Source organism: Polyangium spumosum, from assembly GCF_009649845.1.
Taxonomy (GTDB): domain Bacteria; phylum Myxococcota_A; class Polyangia; order Polyangiales; family Polyangiaceae; genus Polyangium; species Polyangium spumosum.
This window is the reverse complement of the sequence record NZ_WJIE01000005.1, coordinates 427172-451991: the sequence shown is the minus strand read 5'-3', so window position 1 is coordinate 451991 and position 24820 is coordinate 427172. Positions and strand designations below refer to the sequence as shown.

The following is a 24820-nucleotide window of genomic DNA, read 5'->3' as shown; positions in this document are numbered from 1 at the left end:
CCCCGAGCGACCGCGCTATGCATCGAGTACCCATGGAAAGGTCTTCGATCGCGCAGGCCATCGGCGAAGGAACACGACGTCTGCGCAGCGGAGCGCCATGGAGGCGAGGCGTCGCGTGGGTGATCACGCTCGGGCTCGTCTCGGGCACGGCGCTCGCGCAATCGCCCGGGAAAAAGGCCGATCCGGCGAAGGACAAACCCGCCGCGCCGCTCCCCAAGGCGCCTCCACGCTGGACGGCGGCGCAGCCGGATCCGATGGTGGATCTCGCGCTCCAGCGAGCGAGGGCGGGCGGGCCGGACGCGCTGGCGGGGCTGCTCGTGGCGACGACGCTCGACGAGCGCGCGTCGCTCGGGAAGGTGCGCCAGGGCCTGCGCGTGGTGGCCGCGTCGAAGTCGCCGGTCGCAGGGGACGCGCGGGCGCTCGCGGCGTGGCTCTCGCCGAGCCCGGCAGGGCGCGCGTGGACCGGATCGAAGGTGATCGCGTACGACCTCGCGCCGGATACGACGGGGCTCGTGCGCTCGATGGCGATCCTCGGGCCGTTCCAGGACAAGGGCGAAGGCATCCGCGACAAGGAAGGCCCCGAGGCGCCGGGGCAGAAGTTCAATGACGTGTCGGCGCGTCACTCGTGGGGCGTCTACGACGTCGCGTGGCGGCGCATCCTGCCGCAGTCGTCGACGTGGCGCGGCGTCCCGCTCGACCTCTACATCCACCCGCGGGCCGAGAGCTGCACGTACCTCGCGTCGAAGGTCGTCTTCGCGAACCCGCCCAAGGGCCAGGCGCAGAAGCCCGTCGTCGTGCGCGTGGCGTCGACCGGCAAGGTGCGGCTGCTCTGGGACGGCGCGGACGTCGCGATGAGCGAGGAGGTGCATCCGCGCCTCGTGCTGGATCGGCTGGCCGCGCGGATCGAGCCGACGCCGGGGCCGCACCTCGTCGCGGTGAAGGTCTGCTCGGGCGCGACCTCGGACGAGGGTCGCGTGCGCTTGCGGTTCACGGACGAGGCGGGCGCGCCGATCACGGTGTCGTCGTCGTCGGACATCACGAGCGTGGTGTTGCCGGCGGTCGCGGAGAAGAAGGGGGCGAAGAAGCAAGCGAAGGTGGACCCGGCGAAGGAGGCGCGGGTTCCTGCCGAGATCAAGCCGCCGAGAGGCGTGACGCGCGTGAAGACGCAGCTCGAAGCGGGGCTCGACGTGGGCGCGAGCCCGACGCCGGAGGTGGCGCTGCGGGCGGCCATCCTGCGCACGCTCGGCGGCGCGGAGGACGCGCGTTCGCCGCGCGCGCCGGGGCTGCTCGAAGCGGCGCTGCGGGGCAAGGAGACCTCGCCCGACCTGCTCGCGCTCGCGGGGTACGTCTCGCCGTTCGGCGCGGAGCGGAGCGAGCGGCTGAACCTCGCGTTCGAGCGCGGGAGGGCGTCGAAGGACGAGGCGGCGGCGGGGTTCGCGCAGCGGCGGCTCTTCGAGGCCTCGCTCGCGGCGCGTTACCCGGACTGGGCGATCTCGCGGGTCCGCGAGGCGCCGCTCGCGCAGGCGACGGACCTCGAGGCGCGGCTGCTCAAGATCGCGGGGCGCTCGCACATGGGCGCGCAGGGCGCGTACCGGGCGCACCGCGACGAGCTCCTGGCGATGACGGGCGAGGGCCGCGGGCGCGCGCCGACGGCGGTGTGGGCCGAGCTCTCGTCGGTGACGCGCGCCGATCCGCAGACGGCGCTGCTCGCGGCGCGCAAGCTCGTCGAGCAACGCGCGGGCGCGCGGGACAGCCGGTACGTCGCGGCCTTCCGGGCGCAAGGCGGCGCGGAGCTCGAGCGGGCCGCGGCCGAGAGCTTGCCGCATCAGCGATCGGCGGACGAGCTCGTGGCGATCGGGCGGCTCTTGCTCGACGCGGGCCGGAACGCCTGGGCGCGCGAGGTGTTTTATGTGGCGACGTTGCTCTCGCCGAACAAGGCCTCGGCGTTCGACGGGCTCGCGGCGGCGCGCAAGGCGGTGCTCGCGGACGAGGCGAGGCGGGGCGCGCCGCCCTCGGAGCCGGCCGAGCGCGTGACCGAGGCGCTCTCGCGGGCGCTCGCGCTCGAGCCGACGGACCAGCAGCGCAAGGCGGAGATCGCGCTCCGCACGCGGACGACGCAGGGCAAGACGACGATGCCCGACGAGCAGTCGATCGTGCAGCCGAGCGTCTTCCTCGCGCGGGCGAAGGCGAACCCGGCGAAGAAGGGCGAGGTCTTCGATCGGCAGCTCCACTGGACGCGGCACGTCACGTATCACGCCGATCGGCGCGTCTCGCAGCTCATGCATTACGCGCGCGAGATCGTGGTCGAGCCGCGCACGGAGATGGACCTCTACGAGTCGGACATCCCGACCGAGGGGGATCGCACGGAGCTGCTCTTCGCGCGCGTGCACCGCAAGGACGGCTCGATCGCGCTGCCCGAGGAGCAAGGCGGCGGCGGGCGCGGCGTGTACGTGCGCTGGCCGAAGCTCTCGTCGGGTGACGTCGTGGAGGTCTGCGTGCGCTCGTGGACGCGCGACCCCGTGGGCCGGCGCGGCGACGCGCCGTTCTACTTCATCGACTACGTGGGCTCGATGGATACGCGGCCGATCCTGTTCAACGAGGTCGTCGTGGAGGCGCCCGCGGCCTCGCCGCTCGCCGTCGACGTGATCAACGGCAAGGCCGATCGGACCGAGACGAAGACCGTCGGTGATCGCCTGATCCAGCGCTTCGTCTGGGACAACCCGACGAACGTGCGTGACGAGCCGCTCGCGCCGCCGATCGCCGAGACGGTGCCCGTCCTGGTGGGCTCGACGTTCGCGGGCTGGGCCGATTTCCGGAGCTGGTACCGGAGCGCGATCGAGGGCTTCTCCACGCCCGACGAGCGCATCAAGGAGCTCGCGGCCGAGCTGACGAAGGGCAAGAAGACGCGCGACGAGAAGATCCGCGCGGTCTTCGACTACGTCGCCGACTCGATCCGGTACGTGAACTACGTCTCGGGCGAGGCGTGGCTGCCGAACCGCCCGCAGATCTCGCTCGCGCGCAAGCAAGGCGACTGCGACGACAAGGCGATGTTGCTGATCACGCTGCTCAAGGCGATCGGCATCGAGGCGACCGAGGTGCTCGTGCAGACGCGTTACACGGGGCAGTCGATGCTGCTCCGGAGCGAGAAGGTCGCGGTGCCGATGTTCGATCACGGCATCGCGTACATCCCGGCGAAGGACGGCGCGCCGGCGATGTGGCTCGACGCGACGAGCCCGCAGAGCCGCATGGGCCCGCTGCCGGCGATGGACGCGCGCACGCTCGCGTTCTTCATCGACGACGGCCCCGCGAAGATGGTCGAGACGCCCGCGAGCTCGCCCGACGATCACGGCATCGACGCCGAGTGGAAGATCGAGCTCGACACGAGCGGCCGCGGCAAGCTCACGGCGAACGAGCGGCACGTGGGCGACGCGGCCTTCGAGCTGCGCACGAACCTCGTCGAGCCCGACGCGCGCAAGCAGTGGGCCGAGCAGTACCTCACGGGCAAATGGGTGCCCGGCGTGGAGCTCACGGGCGAGGTCGGCTTCGACGGCGCCTTGCCGAACGGCGCGGCGAAGCTCTCGTACGAGGCGACGAGCCAGGGCATCGCGCGGCGTGAGGGCAACGAGCTCGTGGTGCCGGTGAGCGACACGGCGACGCTCACCTCGCAGCTCGCGCCGCTCTCGTCGCGCACGCTGCCGGTGGTGCTGCCGCCGTTCCTCGCGCCGCGGCACGAGACGCGGGCGATCACGATCGTGCCGCCCGAGGGTTACGTCTTCGCGGAGCTGCCGCCGGGCGGCGAGGAGGCGGGCGGGGAGTTCGGCCGCGCGAAGATCGAGTTCTCGCCGGGCGAGGGCGGCGCCGTCGTCGTCAAGCGCACGCTCGTGTTCGACATGTCGACGATCCCGCTCGACAAGTACACGAAGTGGCGCGCGTGGCTTCAGCGCGTCGACGGCCTGATGCACCGGGTCGTGCGGCTCGTGCCGGGCGAGCCTGCGAAGACCGCGCCGCAGAAGACGGCGCAGAAGGGCGGCGCGCGATGAGCGAGAGGGACGAGATCGAGAAGGTCCTTTTGGCGTGGTTCGGCGCGGAGGCCGACGACGCGACCGTCGTGAAGCGCCAGAGCGGGCTCTGGTTCGCCAAGAGCGACGAGACCGATCGATTCCTGCGCGAGACGTTCGGCGACCTCGTCGAGCGCGCCCTCCGCGGCGAGCTCTCTTCGTGGCGTGCGACGCTGCGCGGTCGGCTCGCGTTGATCGTGCTCTGTGATCAGTTCACCCGGAACATCTTCCGCGGCACGCCGCGCGCCTTCGCCGGGGATCCGCTCGCGCTCGCCGCGGCGCGCGAGATGATCGCGGCGGGCGAGGACGCCTCCTTGCGCCCTTTCGAGCGCGTGTTCGTGTACTTGCCGCTCGAGCACGCCGAGGACCTCGCCGCGCAGGAGGAGGCCGTGGCGCGGTTCGCCCGGCTCCTCGGCGACGCGCCGGGGGAGGCGCGCGGGTACTTCGACGGCTTCCATGATTACGCCGTGCGGCATCGCGACGTCATCCAGCGCTTCGGTCGTTTTCCGCACCGCAACGTGATCCTCGGGCGCGCCTCGACCGACGAGGAGATCGTGTTCCTGAAGGAGCCTGGCTCCTCCTTTTGAGGTCCGACGATCACCCGGCGCTGCCTTGGGGGCTTCACAAGATCGTCATTGAAACGTAAGAGTTATCCATTCGGGGTCGGGCATCCCGCCTCGGAGGAGGTCTCATGCGTTGTCCTTCGCTTGCCGCGCCTTCGTTTCGTGCCCTTCTGTGTGTCCTCATCCAGGCGCCCCTCCTGGCTGCGTGTAGCGACACCGACGAGGATCCGCCGCCCGCGCCTGCGGGCTGCGACACGGCGGCCTTGAAGCTCGAGCCCGGCGATCCGAACGGGCACAAGGACCCGTTCGGCGCCAAGGCGGCGGGGCAGGCGCGCGCCGGCAAGGTCACGGACCTCGCGGGCATCGCGCAGCCGGGGCATGGCCGGCAGAAGATCGAGCCCGGGGATTTCGTCCTCGCGAACGACAAGATCGTCGTCTTCATCGAGGACAAGGATTTCTCCGACGGGTATGCGCGCTTCGGCGGCGAGATCCTCTCGATCGACAAGGCGAACGCGGAGGGCAAGCCTACGGGCATCTCGATGTACGGCGAGACGCTCACGGGGCTCTCGATCGAGATGGTCGATCCGACGAGCGTGACCGTCCTGAAGGACGGCTCGGACGGCGGTGAGGCCGTCGTGCGTGTCACGGGCAAGCTCTCGAAGATCCCGTTCATGCAGGGGCCGCTCGAATACCTGTTCCCGCGGGCCTACGAGCTCGAGGCCGCGTACGATTACGTGCTCCGGCCGGGGGAGGAGCGGGTCACGATGCGGGTCGGCGTGGTGAACGCGACGAACGAGCCGATCGATTTCGGCACCGACCGCCCGGATCCGGACGAGCTCCTCGGGTTCTTTCATTACAGCAACGCGCAGCTCGTGACGCCGGAGTTCGGCTTCGAGGAGCCCTCGGGGCGCGTGGCGTGGGCGGGTTACGACGGCGGTGATTTCGGCTTCGCCTTCCGCTTCCCGGACAATGACCTCGCGTATGGCCTGACGGTCAGCGGTTTTTCTCTCTTCTACGGCCCCGGGTTCGTGGCGGAGGCTTGCTCGGCGAAGACGGCCGATCGGATGGACATCATCGCGGGCGGGCCTGATTACGACGGGCTGCGCGAGGCGGTGCGGCGCGCCACGGGCGAGGCGCCCTGGCGCGAGGTGACGGGGAAGGTCGAGGACGCGCAAGGCAATGGCGTGCCGGGCGCGTGGTTGCACGCGGTGAGCGCGGAGGGCGCGTATTTGAGCCGGACGCGGACGGGCTCGGACGGGTCGTTCGTGGTGCACGTGCCGCCGGGCGCGCCGGTGACGCTCGTCCCGCAGAAGCGCGGGTTTGCGCCGCACGCGGGCTTCGGGATCGGGGCGGACGAGGCGACGGCGACGATCCCGCTCGATCCGAACGGCACGATTCACGTGGTCGCGAAGGACGCGGCGACGGCCGCGGCATTGCCGGTGCGCGTGCAGGTCGTGCCGCAGGATTCGCTGGCCGGTTCGCCCGAGGCCTTCGGGACGCCGGACGAGACGAACGGTCGATTGCATCAGGTCTTCGCGATGGACGGCGACGCGACGGTGTCGGTGCCGCCGGGCCAGCATTCGGTGATCGTGTCGCGCGGCTACGAATGGGAGCTCGTCGCGACGGACGTGACGGTGGCGGCGGGCGAGACGCTGGAGGTCCCGGTGGACCTCGCGCATTCGGTGGACACGGCGGGCGTGATGTGCGCCGATTTCCACATTCACTCGCAGTTCTCGGCGGACTCGAACGACCGCGCCGTGCAGAAGGTGCGGGGCGCGATCGCCGACGGGCTCGACATCCCGGTGTCGAGCGAGCACGAGTGGGTGGAGGATTTCCAGCCGCTCATCCAGGACATGGGCCTGACGCAATGGGCGTTCGGTATGGCGTCGGAGGAGCTGACGACGTTCAAGTGGGGTCATTTCGGGGTGGTGCCGATGACGCCGGACCCGACGAAGGCGAACAATGGCGCGGTCGACTGGATCGGCAAGGACCCGAAGGACGTCTTCGCGCTCGTGCGCGCGCTGCCGGAGAACCCGGTGCTCATCGTGAACCACCCGAGCGGCGGCGGATTCGGCGCGTATTTCAGCGCGGCGGGGCTCGACCGGAAGACGGGCAAGGGGCGCGACGGGTTCTGGAGCGACGATTTCGACGCGATCGAGGTCTTCAACGACTCGGATTTCGAGGCGAACCGGAAGGACTCGGTCGCGGACTGGTTCGCGCTGCTCGAGGCGGGCATGACGTTCTGGGCGGTGGGGAGCTCGGACAGCCACCATCTGCGGACGAGCCCGATCGGATACCCGCGGACGTGCCTGTCATTCGGCCACGACGACCCGACGATGCTCACGAAGGAAATGGTGCGCGACGCGATCGCGAGCGGGGCTTCGACGATCAGCGGCGGCCTCTACATGACGGCGACGGGCCCGAACGGGGAGAGCCCCGGGCAAATGGTGCAAGCCGGCGCGGGCGGGATGGCGACGTTCACGATCACGATCGAGTCGGCGAGCTGGGTGAACGCGGACACGCTGGAGACGATCGTGAATGGCCAGACGGTATCGACGGAGGCGCTGATCCCGGTGGATGGATGGGCGGGGCCGTCGAAGAAGTATTCGAATCAGGTGACGGTGACGCTGGACCCGTCGCGGCCGAGAAACTGGGTGCTGTTCCACGCGAAGGGGGCCGGGGACCTCGCGCCGCTGCACCCGGGCAGGAGGCCGTTCGCGGTGGCGAATCCGTTTTTCTTGAAGCCTTGAGCGGGCGTCCGCGCTGATCTTTTGCGGGGACGAGGCGCCGTGGTAGCTTGCGGGCCATGTCCGCGCTCGTCCCCGCTGCTTCCTCCGAGCTCGTGCTCGCTCGTACGCGCCGCGAGATCATCCACAATTGCGACAAGGACGTGCCGCTCGCGAGTGACGATCCGCGCTACGCCGACCTCTCCGAGGGGCGGGGCGACAAGGCGGCGGAGATGCTCGCGACGAAGCTGCTCGCCTGCAAGGAGGGCCAGTACGTCCACGCCGCCTTCGTGAGCCACCGCGGCGCCGGCAAGACCACGGAGATCCAGCGGATCGCGAAGCACGTCGAGCAGCGGTTCCACATGGTGTACCTCGAGGCCACCGTGGAAATGGACCCGATCCAGATCGAGTCCGAGGATCTCCTGTTCAACATTGCGCTGGCCGTCGAGGTGGAGATGCGCCGGCTCGGCAAGCCGCTCGACGCGGACCTGCTCGGCCGCGTGGAGACGTGGTTCGCGGAAGCCGTGAAGACGACGAAGTGGGCGCAAGGGTACAGCGCCGAGGTCGCGGCGGGTGTGGAGGGCAAGGTCGAGGTCCCGTTTCTCGGCAGCCTCTTCGCGCAGGCGAAGGCGCTCCTGAAACACGAGAGCGAGTATCGGACCGAGGTGAAGCAGGTCTTGAAGCGGTACCCCGGCACGTTGCTCCAGAGCGTGAACGACATGCTGGACGCGGCCAACGCCGCCATCGCGCCGCGCTCGTTGCTCCTCGTGGTCGACAACCTCGACCGTTATACGCCCACGATCATCGACGAGCTTCTGGTGCTCGGCGCTGATCGCATACGCAGCTTGCGATGTAATCTCGTCGTGACGCCGCCGATCAGCCTCCTCTTGAAGCCCCGTTCCGCGCAGCTCGACGATCGGTATGTATGTTTCGACCTCTTCACGGTGCGGCTACGGGCGCGCACGGCGGAGGTCTACGACGAGCGGGCGTTCGACGGACCGGGGCGGGATTTGCTGGAGCAGGCGCTCGGAAAGCGGATCGATCTCGACCTGATGATGCCCAGCAAGGCCGTGCGGGATCGGCTGATCGCGGCGAGCGGAGGTGGTATTCGGGAGCTCCTGGATCTGGTCTCCATGGCGGCGCTTTACGCGAACGGCGAGGCGATCGTCGAGGCGGACGTGGAGCGGGCCATCGCCCGGCGCAAGCAGCGGATCCGGGATCAGATCAACGTCAATGGCTGGTGGCCGGCGCTGCGCTACATCGCGGAGACGAAGCAACTCTCGGCGGACGAAAATAGCCTCTCCGTGCTCTTCCATCGGCTCGCCTTCAAGTACAACGGCGAGGGCTGGTACGACGTCCATCCGCTCGTGGCGGAGCTACCGGAGTTCCGGGATGACGGCGCCAAGCGATAGGCCCCCGGCGGTCCTTCGCGAGCCGGAGGCGCTGCTCGGGGAGGAGGACGGCGCGGCCTTTCGGCGGTTCGTGGATTGGTCGGTCGAGGGGGATTTTTCCCTTGCGATCGTCGAGGTCACGACGCCCTGGAAGCGAGACGCGCTCCTCGCGTGGACGCAAGCGAAGGTGCCGCGTGCGCGCGCGATTGCGCTCCATTGGATCGGCCCGAGCAAGGAGCGGCTCTGGGCTTTGCTGGAGGAGGCGCAGGCGGCCGGGGCCTCGGCGTTGATTTTGCACCGGCTGGAGGAGGCAGAGCATCGGAGCTTGATCATCGCGCAGCTCAACGTGCAGCGGGACGAACTCGTGAAGGCGTTTCCGATGATGTGGATCCTGCTCGTGCATCCGGAGGTGGGGCGCGAGCTCCAGATGAAGGCGCCTGATTTCGTCGATTTCGGCTTCTGGTTGTGGGAGGAGAAGCCGGAGCCGCTGCGGGAGATGCTGGCGACGATCGATGCGCCGGGCGTGATGGCAGAACCGGCCCCGGTGGGCGAGGTCGGAGCGGGGGATCTGCTGAGACGGGCCATTCGGGCGATTCGTTTCAGGCAGCTTGACGAAGCCGCCGATTTGCTGGCGCAGCTCGACATGCACGAGCCCGAGGCGCGGGAGACCGATCCGCGACGACGGATGTGTGACGCGTTCCTGGCAGGAGCGAACGGCCGTTACGAGGAGGCACGGGAGCATCTCCGGACGGCCCGTGAAGCTTATGAGGCGCGAGGCGATCGCGCCGGCCGTGCGTGGGCTCTTCACCAGCTCGCGATCATCGAGGAGCGGCAGGGCCGTTACGAGGAGGCGCGGAAGCTGCTTCGTGAATCCGTCGAGGTGAACGAGGAACTCGGGGATCGTGCTGGGCGGGCTGCTTCATTGCATCAGCTCTCGATCATCGAGGAGCGGCAGGGCCGTTACGAGGAGGCGCGGAAGCTGCTGGAGGAATCGATCGTGGTGACGGAGGAGATCGGGAATCGTGTGGGGCGGGCTGCCTCGTTGCATCAGCTCGCGAGCATCGAGTATCGACAGGGTCATTACGAGGAGGCGCGGAAGCTGCTGGAGGAATCGATCGCAGTGAGGGAGGAGCTCGGAGATCGTGCGGGGCGGGCCGCCTCGTTGCATCAGCTCGCGAGCATTGAGTTTCGCGAGGGCCGTTACGAGGAGGCGCGGAAGTTGCTGGAGGAATCGATCGGGGTGAGGGAGGAGCTCGGGGATCGTGCTGGGCGGGCCGCTTCGTTGCATCAGCTCGCGCTCATCGAGTTTCGTCAGGGCCGGTATGAGGAGGCGCGGAAGCTGCTGGAGGAATCGATCGGGGTTCTTGAGGAGATCGGCAATCGTGCCGGTCTCGCCCTTTCCCTGGTCATGCTCGGACAGCTCGAGGTGACGACCGGCCGCGTTGCCAAGGGTCGGCAGCTCGTGCAGCAGGGGGTGGACATCCTCCAGGAGATCGGGAGCGGCGACCTCCCGGTGGCCCAGCAGATCCTCGCAGACATCGATGCCCTCCTCACCCCGCCCGAGCCCTCAACGGCTTGACCTTCCCCAACCCCCTTGGGGTTCCCTCACCGCAACACCGAGCGCCTCCCGAACCCCCCCGGGGTTCCCCAACCGCAACGCCTTGCCCCTCCGGAACCCCCACCCGGTCGCGAAAGCGCAAACCCCACCGCTCACCCAACCCCCACCGGGTCCCCGAAGCGCCACCGCTTGCGCCCCGCGAACCCCCCCGGGTAGCCCCACCCGCAATCGCCAGCGCAACACCAACCCCCTCGCACGTTTCCGACGGAAAGAATCTTCCGCCACGAGCGTCCAACGCGCGCTTCACCCAACCACGTCCCCCGGGCCTCGCCCCGGGAGGAGGATTCCCATGGCCCGCTCCTTCTCGCCTGCAACACTCGTCGTATTGCCGCGCATGACGGCCGTCTCCACCGCTCGCCTCATGGCCGAGCTCCTCGAGGCCGCGGCGCGTGAAAAGAAGCTCCCGGCCTCGCTCGCCGCAGATCGCAATGACCTCACCGCCGCGCACGAGATCCTCCAGATCGAGCTCGGCAGGCGCACCGCCGGGGAGGGAGACGCGGCGCCCGGCGTCCGCTCGGCCGATCGGGTCGAGGACAATGCGTTCGGCGCGCTCTCGGACTGGCTCCTTTCGTTCAAGCGATTGCCCCCGGAGAGGCACCCCGAGGTGGCCGACGCCGAGCTCGTGTACGAGGCTCTCTTCCGTCAGGGCCTCGGCTTCCTCACCCTGCGCGCGGCCGATGAATGGCAGGAGGCCGAGATCCGGATGCGCCTCATCGAGGAAAAGGCCCTCGGCCCGGTCATCGAGAAGCTCGGCGGCAAACCCTTCCTCGACGAGCTCGTCCTCGCGCACGAGGCCTATGGCGAGGCCCTCGGCATCACGAAGGCAAAGCCCGCGGCAGAGCCGCCCGTTGTGGGCAAGGCCCAGAGCGCGGCGCTCGATGCATTGCGGAGCTACGTGCTGCGCGTGGCGGCGTACGTACGGGAGAGCGAACCTGCGACGGCGGAGCTCGCGGAGCGGCTGCTCGCGCCGCTCACGCAATGGAAGGAGCGGCCGCGAAAGCGCGCGGCGGCCGCGAGCGAGTCCGCTCCCGTCAGCGGATCGAACGGCTGACGGTCACACGAACAGATCCGCGACCTTGCAAGAGAACCCCGGCAGCACGTCGCTGCCGTCGAGCGTGTCCTCGGGGCCGAGGATCTTCACCTGGTTGGGGGGCGTGAAGAGCACGACGCGGCGGGGCTCCGGATCGACGAGCCATACCATCTTCGACCCGCCCGCGAGGTATTCGAGCGCCTTCTTGGTCATCTCCGAGATGGATTGACTGTCGCCCACCACTTCCACGGCGAGATCCGGCGCGCCCTCCAGCCAGCCGTCCACGCCTTTGCCCGTGGGGACCCGCTCCGTCCGCACCATGGCGACATCCGGGCCCCGCAGGCGATCGGGGTTTCGCGCGAGCTTCACGCCCGGGTCGGCGACGGCCACGCTCCAGCCCGGCTGCTCACGCGCATACAGCTTCAGCAAGAAATAGATCGAGCCAACGATCTCTCCGTGTCGCCACGTACCCCTGGTCATCGGAACCCACTCCCCATCGACGATCTCGCCCGCCAGCTCGTCCGGATCGAGCTGGGCCGCCTCCTCGAAGGTGATTGGCTGGTTCGGGACAATCCGCTCGGCCGTGCCCATGGTGCTGCCGAGGGTAGCACGCGCGCCCGTCATCGTCGTCACCGCCTCCGCACCAAGCTCCCCTTCTGCCCGTCTTCCAGCGTCCCCTCGCCGACGAGGAACAGCTCGGTCTTGCCTTTGCCCCAGATCCCCTGCAGCGCGGCCGCGCCGTGGGGCCAGTCGAGCTCGTCTTTCCAGTTCTTGCCGCCGTCGGTCGTGTGCTGGAATTGCTGGTTTCGGCCGATCACGTAGAGGTCGCCCTTGCCGACCACCCGGAGGCCGAGCAGCTCGTCGCCGAAGCTCCCGATCGATTTCCACGTCGCCGCGCGGTCGTTCGATTCGTACACCGTCCCCTTCGCGCTCACCGCGTACAGGTGATCGACGGTCGCGCCGGCGATCTGCCGCAGCGGCGCGTCGAGCGTGTCCACCGGCAGCTTCGCCCAGAGGTGCCCGCCGATCTTCGATTGAAGCACGATCGGCGCGCCGTCACGGCTCGCCTGGCCCACCACGTATATGTCGTCCGCGCCGCTCCCCCAGACGTCGTAGAGCGTGCCGACGACGCCGCTCGGATCCTGCTTCCACGTCTTGCCGCCGTCCGTCGTGTTCAGGATGTTCCCGTCGCCGCCCACGACGTAGACGTCGTCCCGGCCGCTCCCCCATACGGCCATGAAAAACGTCCCCGTGATCGGGACCTTTTGCGGCGTCCACGTGATGCCGGCGTCCGTCGAGTGCATGATCGCATTGCCGCCCACGACGTAGATGTCGTCCGGGCCGCTGCCCCAGATGCATCGAAGCCACGCGTCCTTCGGCGAGGCCTGGCGTGTCCAGTTGATGCCGCCGTCCTCGCTGCGCAGGATCGTCCCGCCGCCGCCGACGGCGATCACGAGCTTGTCCATGCCCCAGACGCCGCTCAGCGTATCCACGTAGTTGCCGCGTTGCCCCACCCACGCCGACGGCGCGCCGTCCGGGAGCGTGAGCGTCAGCGGCCCCAGCGCAGGGCCCTCTTCTTCGGGAGCCGTGACCGCCGGCTTCGCGCTCGCCACGGGTTTCGTCTGGGTTTGCGTCTGCGGACCCCCACACGCAGCACAAGCGAGAAGGACGACCCCAAGCCCCGCGTGCGGGACGGAACGAAGAAAACGAGTGATTCGGCGCACCATGAACGTACGGGTAGGGTAGGGCATGCAGGCCGAGGCCGTAAAGCTTCGTGCGCGTGACAGGGCGATGTCGCCCCGATGATGGTAAGGTTTTCCGGGAGCCGCGAACCGATGGCAGGCTGGGGACAGGACGAACAACCGGCACCGAAGGCGCCGGCCATCCGCGGCGAAGCGGCGTGGGAGCTCATCCGCGAGCGCCTCGACAACGTGATCGGGTTCTGGGTCGGGTTCGTCTTCTCCCCCGTGCCGCCCGAGCTGCGCACCCTGCGCGAGCGGATCGAGCGGCACGTGACGAGCGAGAACCACGTGATGGTGACGTTCGTGCCGAGCACGCCGGAAGAGCTGCTCGGCCTGCCCACGCGGATGCTCGAGGATCGCAGCCTCGCGAACGCGACGCTCATCTGGATCGAGGCGCTGCACGCCGAGGCCCCAGGCGCGCCCGAGACGCCGTGGACACGCGCCTGGGAGCAGACGGTGATCGAGATCGAGGCGCTCTTCGAGGAGCTGCGAGGCGTGCTGCTCGGAGGCATCGTGCTCGCCGCGCCGCCGGGCGTCGTGGACCCCGTGTCGAAGGCCGCGCCCGATCTCTGGCAGGTGAAGGCGCTGTCGTACCTGATCACGCCCCGCAACGCGGCGTCCGTGCGGCCGAGCACGCCGCTGCCGGTGCGGGGAAGCACGCGGCCGTCGACGAGCTCGATGCGCGCCGCGTCCGTCGATCCAGACGACCTCGTGGCGATCTCGCAGAGCCCGGAGCGGCTCAAGGTCTGGCAAGCCGAGAACTCGGCGCGCACGTCGTCCCCCTCGATGCCGGCCGCGTCGCTCGCGCCGGCGACCCTGGCGACGCCCTCGGCGCCGCGGGCCGAGGTGATCCGCGCGCGTGCGCTCGTCGACGCGGCCGAGGGGTTCTTGCGGCAGGGGAGGCTGCAGGACGCGAAGGACGCGGCGGACGAGGCGGCGACCCTGCTCCGCGTGCGGGGCGACGCGCTCGACGAGGCGCGGGTCTTCGCGGTGCTCGCGGAGATCGAGGCGGAGAACGAGGACCTGTCGCGCGCGGCGGTGCACGTGCAGAAGGCGCTCGCGATGTACGGGGCGCGGATGCCGGGGCAGGTGCCGCCGGCCTGGTATTGCCTGGCGGCGCGGATCGCGCGGGAGAGGCGTGAGCACGTGGCGGCGTCGCGCTTCGAGGAGCTCGCGCTCGGGGCGATCCGCGCGATGCGGCAAGGCGACGAGGGGCCGGACGCGCTCTTCGAGCTGTCGGACGCGCTCGAGCGGATCGGCGACGCGCGGCTCGCGGCCGGCAAACCGGCGGACGCGGCGGTGGCGTTCTCGGAGTGTCTGCTCTTGCGCCGTCGGGTGCTCGTGGCGCTCGGCGAGGTGCCGGAGGCGCTCGGGGAGGTGTCGTACTCGCTGAAGCGGCTGGCGGACGCGTGCGTGCACGCGAGCGACGTGATCGGCGCGGTGGCGGCGTACCGCGAGGCGCTGGTGATCGATCGGAAGCTCTACGCGCAGGATCGGAAGAACGCGGAGGTGCGCTACCAGCTCGCCGACTCGCTCTGGCGGCTCGGGGACGCGCTGACGTCGAGCGGCGAGGCGGCCGAGGGAGCGGCGATGAGCGAGGAGGCGACGCGGCTGCTCGCGGGCGCCGAGCCTCCCTCGGGCACACCGGCGCGCATCTACAGCCCTGGATCTCGCCGGGGACAGCCGCCGCCGCGACGGGAACTGAAGAGCTCCCCCGGGCGGCCGTGATAGGCTCGCGCCCGACATGATCACCCTGAACGCCGAGTGGACCCGGCTCCTCCACAAGTACCAGGACGACCACCGCGATCCGCGCAACCAGGCTTGTCACAAGGTCGGCATCCCCCTCATCGCGCTGAGCTTCCCCGTGGGCGCGACGCTCGTCGGCCTGCCGCTCGCGGGGGCCATGTTCACCGTCGGCTGGGGTTTCCAGTTCGTGGGGCACGCGTTCGAGGGGAAAAAGCCCTCGTTCGTGGACGACAAGCGCAGCCTCGTGATCGGGCTGCTCTGGTGCATGGAGAAGTACGGCCTGCGCGTGTACGAGGAGTCTCCGGCCGCCTGACGGCCTCGCCGCGCGTGCCAAGCGCGCGTGGATGAGGCAGCATGGAGCCCGCCGATGCGCCTTCATTCCGCCCGCCTCGGGCTCGTCTCCGCGGCGCTCCTCCTCGCCGCTTGTGGTGGCCCGACGCCCGTCGTGCCCAAGGCCCCGCCGTGGGCAAAACTCGCCGAGTCGTTCGTCGAGGCGCTCGACGCCGAAGCGGTCGATCCGCTCGCGTCGGCGAAGTACCTCGACGCGATCGACAGGGCCGTCGCGAACGGGCGTGATCCCGAGGCGCTCGCCGCGGTCGTCGCGGCGCTCGACGCGCTCGCGTTCCGGGAGGTCGAGGCGCTCGGGTTGCCCGGGGAGCAGGCCGTCGCGTATCGCTCGCGCGACGTGATGCCCGTCGTGGTGGAGCGGCTGCGCGCGGCGTGGAGCGCGGCGGGCGAGCGGATCGCCGAGAGCGAGGATCCCGGCGTGTTGCCGGTGATGCGAGGGCTCCTGGCGACGGCGCTGCACGAGCTCGCGATGTACGTCGGGCAGGATCAGGCCGCGATGGTGTGGGGCGAGCGGCGCGGGTGCGCGCGGGAGGCGGCTGTGGTCGCGCCGCTCGATTTCGCCGCGCTGCGTGGCCTCGCCGAGCCTTCGCAGATCGCGCCGGCGGGCGCGTTCGGCGCGACGTACCCGGGGGCGCGGCCGTTCTTCGCCGAGGTGACGCCGTACGTGGCGCGCGCGAACGCGTGCAAGCTCGACGCGAACGCGACGTTCTCGCTGCCGGGCGTGCGCGCGGTCGTGGTCGACATCGAGAACCCGCGCGCGCAGAAGGTCTACCTCGCGCTCTCGTCGACGTCGGCGGCGGTGGTCGACGTCGCGGGGACACGCGTGCTCCGTCGCGGCTTCGAGGCCGGGTCGTCGGCCGTGACGCGGCTCGGGAGCGTGGAGCTCTCGGCGGGGCGCGCGCGTGTCGTCGTGCGGGTCGGGCAGATGAACGACGGCGACGAGATCGAGCTCGACGTGTGGGGCGACGACGGCCTGCCCCTGCCGCTGCGCGCGCCGAGCGCGGGTGACGTGGCGACGGTGAACAAAGCCGCGAGCGCGACGCCGATCGAGATCACGGCGACGCGGAGCGGCGAGGCGCCCCTCGCGCTCACGACGGCGGCGCTGCTCGGGCTCGGCGAGGCGCGGATCGCCGAGCACCTCCTCGAGGAGCGCGGCCTGCCGGAGACGAGCAGCCCGCGGGTGTTCTTGCTGGCGGCGCGGGCGACGGCGAAGGCCGACGATCTGCCGGACTCGAAGCAGATCGAGCGGCTGCGCGCGTACACGGAGAAGACGCTCGCGGCTTGGCCGAAGGCGTGGGAGGCGCTCGTGACGCGCGCGGCGCTGACGGAGCGCAGGCGCGTGGTCGAGGGGCTCGCCGACGCGCTCGGCGAGCTCGGCGTGCGGCCTCCTTCACCGGGGACGCCGGGGACGACCGCGGACAAACCCGCGGCCGAGAAGTCCGTGACGGACCCGATGACGCTCACGTACGTGGCGGCCGCGGCGAAGCGCGGGCAGATGCTCGACGTCGCGGAGGACGCGTACCGCGCGCTGGAGACGGCGGCGCCGGGATCACCGCTGCTCGCGCGGGTCGACACGTACCTGCACGGGCGGGTGGGCGCCGATGCGGTGAAGGCCGCGTGCTCGGGAGGGACGAGCCGCGCGGATCTCGCGTGCATGTACGCGCATCAGCAGCGGGGCGACACGCGCGCGGCGCTCGCGGAGCTCGGCCGCGTGCGGCGCCTGCGCTCGTCGCCGGACGCGTTCCGCGGAACCGAGGTGGGGCTGCACGTGCTCGCGGGGGACCTCGACGCGGCGATCGCGGCCTACGACGCGACGCCGCCGGCGCGGCGGCGCTTGCTCGACGCGCTGGGCTTCGCGGCCGGCAAGAACCGATCGGACCTCGTGCGTCCGCGCCTCGAGCGCGACCAGCGCGTGGCCGTCGACGCGCCGTACGCGATCCCGATCCTGCGCCGGATCCTCGCGCTCGAGCCGGATCAGGCGCGCGAGCTCGAGGTCGAAGGCGCGCGCCTCGTGGCGGCGGACCGCGCGGAGAACGTGATGCCCGGCGCGGGGACGGCGGTGCTGCGGCACGTGGAGCGTTACGCCCTCGATGCGGGCGGCGTGCTCCGGTACCTCGTCTACGATCTGCGGCGCGTGTCGGGCACGACGGACGTGGCGGAGGGCGCCGTCTCGTACGGGCCCGCCATCGAGGCGAACGCGGCGCAGCGCTTGCTCAGGCGCCGGATCCACAAGCGCGACGGCCGCGTGGTCGAGCCCGATCAGGTCGCGCACGCCGCGCAGAGCCACAGCGATCTGTCGGAGCTCGAGAAGGGCGACTACGTCGAGCAGATCCTCGAAGGGTTCGTGGTGCCGGACGCGGGCGGGCAGATCGTGGTCGACGGGCCCGATCTCTTGCCGGCGCGCACCGGTGTGCGCGAGGCCGAGATCGAGCTGCGCCGCCCCGCCTCGCTCGCGCTCGGCCTCTGGTCACACGCCTTGCTCGGCAAGCCCCAGGTGCGCACGGACAAGGGCGACGAGGTCCGCGTCTGGCGCATCGAGAACAAGGAGCCGCGCCGCATCGAGGACGGCGTGCCGAGGCTCGAGCAGTCGGTGGCGATCTGCTTCGGCACGCAGACGTGGGCGAACCTCGGGCGCTTGCTCGACGACCACGTCCGCGCGCTCGAGGACAAGGATCCGTACGTGGCGCGGTTCGCGCGCGAGGCCGCGGGGAGCGTCACGACGCCCTCGAAGGCGCTCGTCGAGCGCGTGGTCACGGCCGTCGGCAAGCGCGTGAAGGTGCCCGGCGGCGGCGAGCTCTCGGACGTGTCGGCCATGTACGGCACGGGCCCGCAACAGACGACGGCGCGCACGGTGCTCGAGCTCGGCCAGGGCAGCCGCGCGCTCGTGGTGTGGCGCGCGCTGCGCGAGCTCGGCGTGGACGCGCGCCTCGCGATCGCGGAGACCGAGCCCTTCAGCGGCGCGCCGGATTTCCCGCCCCACGTGGGCCGGTTCCGCTACCCGCTCGTCGTCGCGCGTTTGCCCGAGGGCGAGCTCTGGATCGACGCCGACGTGGACGGGCCGCCCTTGCCCCCGGGCCGCGTGAGCCCGGAGCTGCGCGGCCGAAACGCGATCCTGCCCGACGGCAGCCTCGTCACGGTGCAGGGCGACGCGAGCGAGAAGGGCGACGAGATCGACATCAAGCTCGCGCTCGACGCGTCGGGCGTCGCGCGTGGCACGTTCTCGATCGCGCTGCGCGGGCGCGAGGCGCAGTCGCTCGCGGACTCGCTCGACATGGTCGTCGGCACGGACCGGCGCGAGATGCTGCGCAACGTGGTGCTCACGTGGGTGCCGTGGGCCGACGTCGAGGACGTGGAGCTCGGGTCGAGCGAGGGCTCGTGGGAGGTGTCGGTGCGCGCGAAGATCGCGATCTTCGGCTACTCGCAGCCCGAGACCCGCGACGGCAAGACGTGGCTGCTCCCGGGGCTCGAGCCCATGCACCTCGCCCGCGGCTTCTCGAGCACGCTCGCGTCGTTCTACGCGTCACGCGCGGGCCGCGAGAGCGCGCTGACCATCGACAGGCCGCTGCAGTACCGCGTGCGCCGTCGCATCGAGCTGCCGAAGGGGGCCGCGATCGCGCGCGCGCCGTCGGCGGTGAAGGTCGCGTACGAAGGCCTCGCCGCGTCGCGCGAGGGCACGTACGAGGCGGGCGTGATCGAGGAGGCGTTCGTGCTCGATCTGCCGACCGGCACGGTCGCGGCGAGCGACTACGACAACTTCGTCGAGCGCGTGCGCGCCGTGGACGACGGCTTCATGGCCGGCACGCGCGTGAAGGTGTCGCCCTGAGCCTGCGTGGCCTCCGCCCCCAGGCGCCTCAAGCGCCTCTCCGCGCGCCGGAGGGCATGCTCTTCGACGTGCCGCTCGCGCCGCGGACCACGCTCGGCGTGGGCGGACCGGCGGCGCGGTACGTCGAGGCGCGCACGGAGGACGCCGTGCTCGAAGCGCTCGCGTGGGCGCGCAGCCAGCGGCTCGACGTCACCGTGCTCGGCGGCGGCTCGAACGTGCTCGTCGCGGACCGCGGCGTCGATGGCCTCGTCCTGCGCGTCGCGGTCTCCGGCGTGAACCACGCGATCGAGGGGGATCGGGTGACCTTGAGCGCGGGCGCGGGCGAGGGCTGGGACGCGCTCGTCGCGATGACCGTGGAGCAAGGCTGGGCCGGGCTCGAGTGCCTCTCGGGCATCCCGGGCGACGTGGGCGCGGCGCCGATCCAGAACATCGGCGCGTACGGCCAGGAAGCGGGCGACGTGATCACGTTCGTCTACGGCATCGATCGGCGCAGCGGCGCGACCGTGGGCATCGATCGGCTCGGCTGCCGCTTCGGCTACCGCGACAGCGTCTTCAAGCGCCGCGCGAGCGGGAGGTTCGTGATCGTCGGCGTGACGTTCTCGCTCAAGCGCGGCGGCGCGGCGGCCGTGCGGTACGCGGAGCTCGAGCGGCACCTGCGCGAGACGGGCGCCGGGCAAGCGCCCTCGCTCGTGGACGTGCGCAAGGCCGTGCTCACGCTGCGTCGTCGCAAGTCGATGCTCGTCGAGCCCGGCGACGAGAACGCGCGGAGCGCCGGGTCGTTCTTCGTGAACCCCACGCTCGACGAGCCGACCTTCGCCGAGGCGCGCGCGCGGATCGAGGCCACGAACGTGCTCGATCCCGGCGAGAGCATCCCCCAGTTTCCCGCGGGCCCGGGCCGCGTGAAGCTCCCGGCCGCGTGGCTCATCGAGCGCGCCGGGTTCAAGAAGGGCACGGCTGACGGCGCCGTGGGTCTGTCCACGCGTCACGCCCTCGCGATCGTCAACCGCGGCGGCGCGACGGCCGACGACATCCTCCGCTTCGCGCGGCGCATCCGCGACGTGGTGCTCGACCGCTTCGGCGTGCGGCTCGTGCCGGAGCCCGTGATGCTCGGCTTCCGGCCGGAAGAGGTCAGTGACCTCGTGGGGCACCCAACGACCTGAACCCGCGCGTTTTCCGCGGGTTTTCCCGCCGCGAACGTGCTTACGCGCTACGCTCTCGCCCGTGGTCGCACCCCAGGACGACGAAGGCCAGCCGCCCGACGAGGAGAGCGCGGATCCGCGCACCTTCCGCAGCGTGCGGCCGCCGAAGCCGCTCGACGAGGACCTGCTCGACGAGCTCGCGGCGCGTATCGCGACGATGCCCGAGCCCGTGGCCACGCTCGCGGTCGGCGTGGAGATCGCGCGGGCCGAGGGCGACGCGACCGGCGTGCGCAAGCGGCTCTTCGAGCTGGGGATCGGCATCGTTCGTTATGGCTTCTCGCTCGGCCTCGCCGCCCTCGTCGCGAAGCTCTCGGGCGCGACGGCGCCGCGGCCCGTGGCGGAGGCGCTCGCGCGCGCCGCGCGGATCTCCGACGGGATGTGGTGCGAGCTGACGCGCGCCGTGGGAAACGCCTTGAAGGCGTACGATCCCGCGCTCGCGCAGATGCTCGCCTTCACCTCGGGGCGACCGCTGACCGAGCTCGTCTCTGCGCGCAACGATTTCATCCACCGCGGCGGCTCCGGCGACAACGCGCTGGAGAAGCTGATGGCGCTGCTCGAGAGCACGGAGCCGCTCCTGTCGCTCTCGCTCCGGTGCGTGGTGTCGCTCGATCCGCCGACGTACGAGGCGCGCATGGGCACGCCGCTGCGGGGCGGGGTCTGGCGCAAGACGAAGGGGGCGCTGCCCGCGGGCGTCGAGTCGGGCGTCGCGTACGTGGTGCGTGACGACGGGACGTGGATGCCGGTCTCGCCGTACCTGCCGCTCGTGGACAAGCGGCTGCTCTTCGCGGACGGGCCGCACGCGCCGGGCAAGCCGTGGCGCTGCACGGATCCGGAGATCGGCGAGCATCGCGAGCACCAGCCGATCGATCGCGCGGTGCGCAAGCTCGTGGGCGAGGACAAGAACGCGCCGCAGGAGCTCACGGACAGGCCACGCCTCGTCGGGCGGGAGGCGGCGGTGAAGACGCTCGAGCGCGCCGCGGAGGAGGCGGCGGCGGGCAGCGTGCGGGTCGCGCTGGTGACGGGATCGTTCGGCGTGGGTCGGACGCGGCTCGCCGACGAGATCGTCGCGTCGGCCGCGGCGTACGGGTTCGGCCGCGTGATCGACGCGCGTTGCTCGGTGGAGCGCAGGACGCCGCTGCGGGCGCTGCGCACCGCGATCGAGGGCGTGAAGGGGCTCGGGCGCATGCGCGACGCGATCGAGCGCGCGCTCTCGGTCGAGGCGGCGATGACGCGCGCCGCGCTGGAGGCGTCGATCGAGGCGATCGAGGAGGCGCTCGTGGAGGCGAGCCTCGAGGAGCCCACGGTGCTCGACATGGACGACGCGCAGTGGGCCGACGAGCACACACTCGGGCTCTTGCGCATGCTCACGGAGCGAGCGATCCGCAAGGGACGCGGTCGGCTCTTCGTGATCGTGACCGTGCGCGACGAGCCGAACCCGAGCGTCGCCTTGCGCCGCTTCGTGGGCTGCGTCGAGCAAGGCATCGGGGCGGGCGCGACGCGCGTCATGCTCGACGGGCTCGGCCCGAAGCACGCCTCGGCGCTCGTGCAGAACGTCGCGCCGATCTCGAAGGAGATCGAGCGCGTCGTGGTCGAGGGCGCGGGGGGCGTGCCGTTTTTCCTCGTGCAGCCGCTGCTCGTGTGGAACGAGACCGGCGCGCTCGTGTGGCGCGACGCGGCGTGGCGACCGCGTGACGAGTCGATCCTGAAGGCCTCGGTGCCGGGGGTGCGGGACCTCTTGCGCGCGCGGCTCGACTCGTTCTTCGACCCGGGCTCGGACGGCGAGCGCGCGGCGCAACACGTGCTCGCGTGCGTGGCGCTCTACGGCTCGGGTTTGCCGGTGGAGCAGCTCGTCGCGGCGGTGGAGGCGGCGGGGACGAACGCGCGGAGCGTGGAGCAAGCGCTCGAGCTCCTGGTCGAGTCGGGGCTGCTCATCGTGCGCGGCGAGCGGCAGGATTACGGGTTCGCGCAGGAGATCGTCCGGCAAGCGGCGCTCGAAGACGTGCGGCAGAAGCCGTGGTTCCGGCGCATCCACCGCAGCCTGCTCGAGGCCGTGGGGCGGCGCGAGGTCGCCGAGGAGAACGCGGCGTTCCTCGCGGCGGGTTACGAGTCGCTCGGGGATCGCGAGGAGGCCGCGCGCTGGTACGGCAGCGCCGTGGAGAAGGCGCTCGCGGGCGGCGAGTTCGAACGCGCGATGGAGCTCGGCGAGAGGCTCGCGCAGATCTCGAGAGGCGCCGAGCGCGCGCGCGCGGAGCTCCACGTGGTCGACGCCTTGTTTCGCGCCGGTCGCGCGGCGGAGGCGAAAGAGCGGCTCGAGAGGATTCACCTCGACGGCGTGTCGGACATGGGCGTGCGGCTCGAAGCACGCGTGCACACGCTCGCGATCGCGGCCATCCTGCGGCATCTGCCTGCCGATCACGACGCGACCCTCGTCGCCGACGCCGACGCGCAGGGGGACGTCACCCTGCGTATCGAGACGCGCCTCGCCGTCGCCAGGCTCTCGCGTGGGCATCGCGGGCTCTCGCTCGCCGAGGAGGCGATCGTGCTGGCCTCCGAGAGCCCCCTCGAGCTCCGTTATCGCGCCCTCGGGATGCGCCTGGAGCTCCTGGCGGAGGTCGATCCGAGCGACGTCGGGAGGCTGCAACGCGCGACGGAGCTCGTGCGCGCCGCGGCGCGGGAGCTCGGCTCTCCCTGGGCCGAGCTCGACGCGGACAACGCGTTCGCGTGCGCTCGATCGAACGCCGGCGACTTCGCGACGGCGCTGCCGCTCTTCGAGAGCATCGCGGAGCGCGCCAAGCGCTTCAAGTTCGGCACGCTCGAGCGTGAGGTCCTCGTGAACACGGCGACGACGTACCTTCGCACGGGAGACGCGGCTCGGGCCGTGGAGGCCGCGCAACGCGCCGCGGAGACGTGCCGCGCCGCCGGGGACCTCGTGATGCTCGCGGGCGCGCTCTCCGTGTGCGCGGACGGTCTCCTGCGCATCGAGGAGCTCGGCCGCGCGCGCGCCGCGATCGACGAGGCCATCGACATCACGCTACCGGGACGTGATTACCGCGCGACGCTCGCGCTCCTCCGCCGTGTCGAGATCTGCGAGCGGAACGGCGACGAAGAGCAGGCCTTCAGGGATGCGACGAACGCACGTGTGATCGCCCTGGAGAACGGCAACGTCGACCACGCAGCGCGAGCTACCTTGTGGCTCGCGCTCTGCGCGGCGCGCCGCGCGGAGCCGGGCGCGCAGGACGGGCTCCGGAGCGCCGTCGAGGCCGCGAGCCAGGCCGAAGCGTCCTTGCGCCCTCCGACGCGCAAGCTCATCGAGGTGGCGCGAAAGCTGCTCGCGGCGAGCTAGCCCTCTCGAGCTTTCGTTACTCGAGGATCACGACGCCACGCGTGCGGGTTCGCTCCAGGATCACGACGCCCCGCGTCTTCGGCGCCGGCAGCTTCGCGTAGTTCTTCGCCGCCTTCTCGTACGCCACGCCCTCGCTCGTGTGCTCGAACGAGAACACCTTCAGGATCAGCCCATCGCCGGGCTCGGTGCGCGCGACGAACGACGCGGGCTTGAACCCCGGCTGCGGCGACGAACCGCCGCCGAGGTCGAGCTCGAGCCCGCGGACGCGTGGGCACCGCTCGAGCCCCACGTCCCGGCACTTCGAGTCCTTCTTCGCGACCGCCCCCTCGACCGGCAGGTGCTTCATCCCGTCGAGCAGCTTGTCGTCCTTGATGCGCGTGACCTTGCCGTCGCGCACGCGCGCGAGCGCCTCGTCCAGGTTCGGCAGCGGCGTGCGCGACGCCGCGATGTACACGTCCTCGAAGCCGATGTCCTTGTCGTTCAAGCGGAAGCGCAGATCGCCGCTCGGGATGCGCGACGCGTTGCCGCCTTCGAGCGGGTTCTTCGTGCCGATCCGCTCGTCCGGGAAGAGCACCGAGAGCCCGCTGCTCGTGTTGTTCTGGAAGATGTAGACGTACGCCCGCGGCTTGACCTCGACCTTGAAGTAGACGCGCGTGTTCGTCGGCAGCGGCTCGTCGGGACGCACCACGCGCACCCCGCCGCCCGCGCTCGCCGGCAGCTCCGCCTCCATCGACAGCGAGAGCGTCACCTCTTCCTTGCGCTCCGCCTCCGGCACCGCGTGCTGGTAGAGCGTGTCGAGCGCCGCCCGCCGCTCGCCCTCCGACGACGCCCCCTTCACCGCCGCGACCATCGAGCCCATCGGGCTGAGGAGCTGCAAGAGCGCCTTCTTCTCCTCGTCGTACTTCGCCTTGTCGATCGCGCACGCGTTGTAGTCCCGGCAGAGCCGCGTGTGCGCCGCGACGTACTTCTCCGTCTCCGCCGTGATGCGGCGGATCGCCACGTCCTCGAACGCCGCGCTGTCCGAGTCGAGGTTCAGGACGCCGATGTCACCCGGGGCGATCTCGCTCGAGCAATCGATGGCAGGCCGCACCTCGTCGCCGCACGAGACGTTGTTCGGGGTCTTCGCGACGCACGACGCGCCGGTGGCGGCGATGCCGGCCACGGCGAGCGCGCCGAGGCCGATGTGCAGGAAGCGGCGGCGTTGAGACATGCCGCCGAGGGTACGGGGAAGGG

14 protein-coding genes are annotated in these 24820 nt (G+C 71.0%); 11 read left to right on the top strand and 3 right to left on the bottom strand.

The features are described from left to right. Positions 1-32: 32 nt before the first annotated feature. The 6 genes from GF068_RS19235 (at position 33) to GF068_RS19215 (ending at position 11407) form a co-directional block, all read left to right on the top strand. The gene (locus GF068_RS19235) at positions 33-4040 is read left to right on the top strand and encodes a transglutaminase-like domain-containing protein (RefSeq protein ID WP_240807038.1); all 4008 of its coding nucleotides are present in this window, start codon (positions 33-35) and stop codon (positions 4038-4040) included. Next, positions 4037-4645, top strand: a complete 609-nt coding sequence (locus GF068_RS19230) for a DUF924 family protein (RefSeq protein ID WP_153820866.1) — start codon at positions 4037-4039, stop codon at positions 4643-4645. Before GF068_RS19235 ends, GF068_RS19230 begins: the two co-directional genes overlap by 4 nt. A gap of 104 nt (positions 4646-4749) precedes the next feature. Further along, positions 4750-7371 (top strand): CehA/McbA family metallohydrolase, encoded by a 2622-nt coding sequence (locus tag GF068_RS19225; protein ID WP_153820865.1) that lies wholly within the window; start codon positions 4750-4752, stop codon positions 7369-7371. 56 nt (positions 7372-7427) lie between these two features. Next, positions 7428-8759 carry a hypothetical protein gene (locus GF068_RS43655; RefSeq protein WP_170319568.1) on the top strand — a complete coding sequence of 444 codons (1332 nt, stop codon included), beginning with the start codon at positions 7428-7430 and terminating at the stop codon, positions 8757-8759. A 229-nt stretch (positions 8760-8988) separates the two neighbouring features. Further along, positions 8989-10317: a tetratricopeptide repeat protein gene (locus tag GF068_RS19220; RefSeq protein WP_170319567.1), complete on the top strand. Its 1329-nt coding sequence runs from the start codon at positions 8989-8991 to the stop codon at positions 10315-10317. 328 nt (positions 10318-10645) lie between these two features. Next, the gene (locus GF068_RS19215; protein WP_153820863.1) at positions 10646-11407 is read left to right on the top strand and encodes a hypothetical protein; all 762 of its coding nucleotides are present in this window, start codon (positions 10646-10648) and stop codon (positions 11405-11407) included. A gap of 3 nt (positions 11408-11410) precedes the next feature. Here the strand turns inward: GF068_RS19215 and GF068_RS19210 are convergent, their stop codons facing one another. Both GF068_RS19210 and GF068_RS19205 read right to left on the bottom strand, forming a co-directional pair. Next, on the bottom strand, positions 11411-12010 hold the full coding sequence (locus GF068_RS19210) for a Uma2 family endonuclease (protein ID WP_240807110.1): 600 nt from the start codon (positions 12008-12010) through the stop codon (positions 11411-11413). A gap of 5 nt (positions 12011-12015) precedes the next feature. Then, positions 12016-12999 (bottom strand): WD40/YVTN/BNR-like repeat-containing protein, encoded by a 984-nt coding sequence (locus GF068_RS19205; RefSeq protein WP_153820861.1) that lies wholly within the window; start codon positions 12997-12999, stop codon positions 12016-12018. 222 nt (positions 13000-13221) lie between these two features. Between GF068_RS19205 and GF068_RS19200 the strand changes: the two genes are divergently transcribed. The 5 genes from GF068_RS19200 to GF068_RS19180 all read left to right on the top strand — a co-directional run bounded on the left by GF068_RS19200 (position 13222) and on the right by GF068_RS19180 (position 23587). Further along, positions 13222-14856: a tetratricopeptide repeat protein gene (locus GF068_RS19200; RefSeq protein ID WP_153820860.1), complete on the top strand. Its 1635-nt coding sequence runs from the start codon at positions 13222-13224 to the stop codon at positions 14854-14856. A 16-nt stretch (positions 14857-14872) separates the two neighbouring features. Beyond that, positions 14873-15187 (top strand): Mpo1-like protein, encoded by a 315-nt coding sequence (locus GF068_RS19195; RefSeq protein ID WP_153820859.1) that lies wholly within the window; start codon positions 14873-14875, stop codon positions 15185-15187. Between the two features lie 54 nt (positions 15188-15241). Further along, entirely contained in the window at positions 15242-19045 is a 3804-nt protein-coding gene (locus tag GF068_RS19190) for a hypothetical protein (protein ID WP_153820858.1), read from the top strand. A gap of 56 nt (positions 19046-19101) precedes the next feature. Further along, positions 19102-20205, top strand: coding sequence for a UDP-N-acetylmuramate dehydrogenase (locus GF068_RS19185; RefSeq protein ID WP_153820857.1), 1104 nt, complete (start codon positions 19102-19104; stop codon positions 20203-20205). Positions 20206-20266: 61 nt separating this feature from the next. Then, complete coding sequence (locus tag GF068_RS19180) at positions 20267-23587, top strand: AAA family ATPase (RefSeq protein ID WP_153820856.1); 3321 nt, start codon at positions 20267-20269, stop codon at positions 23585-23587. A gap of 16 nt (positions 23588-23603) precedes the next feature. On the opposite strand, the gene GF068_RS19175 is transcribed toward GF068_RS19180, so the two are convergent. Next, positions 23604-24797: a DUF4384 domain-containing protein gene (locus tag GF068_RS19175; protein WP_153820855.1), complete on the bottom strand. Its 1194-nt coding sequence runs from the start codon at positions 24795-24797 to the stop codon at positions 23604-23606. Positions 24798-24820: the final 23 nt, after the last annotated feature.

Coding starts and splice junctions, on each gene's coding strand:
- GF068_RS19235 (WP_240807038.1), top strand. CDS start 33: ATGGAAAGGTCTTCGATCGCGCAGGCCATCGGCGAAGGAACACGACGT.
- GF068_RS19190 (WP_153820858.1), top strand. CDS start 15,242: ATGCGCCTTCATTCCGCCCGCCTCGGGCTCGTCTCCGCGGCGCTCCTC.
- GF068_RS19175 (WP_153820855.1), bottom strand. CDS start 24,797: ATGTCTCAACGCCGCCGCTTCCTGCACATCGGCCTCGGCGCGCTCGCC.
- GF068_RS43655 (WP_170319568.1), top strand. CDS start 7,428: ATGTCCGCGCTCGTCCCCGCTGCTTCCTCCGAGCTCGTGCTCGCTCGT.
- GF068_RS19200 (WP_153820860.1), top strand. CDS start 13,222: ATGGCAGGCTGGGGACAGGACGAACAACCGGCACCGAAGGCGCCGGCC.
- GF068_RS19215 (WP_153820863.1), top strand. CDS start 10,646: ATGGCCCGCTCCTTCTCGCCTGCAACACTCGTCGTATTGCCGCGCATG.
- GF068_RS19230 (WP_153820866.1), top strand. CDS start 4,037: ATGAGCGAGAGGGACGAGATCGAGAAGGTCCTTTTGGCGTGGTTCGGC.
- GF068_RS19185 (WP_153820857.1), top strand. CDS start 19,102: ATGCTCTTCGACGTGCCGCTCGCGCCGCGGACCACGCTCGGCGTGGGC.
- GF068_RS19210 (WP_240807110.1), bottom strand. CDS start 12,010: ATGACGGGCGCGCGTGCTACCCTCGGCAGCACCATGGGCACGGCCGAG.
- GF068_RS19225 (WP_153820865.1), top strand. CDS start 4,750: ATGCGTTGTCCTTCGCTTGCCGCGCCTTCGTTTCGTGCCCTTCTGTGT.
- GF068_RS19195 (WP_153820859.1), top strand. CDS start 14,873: ATGATCACCCTGAACGCCGAGTGGACCCGGCTCCTCCACAAGTACCAG.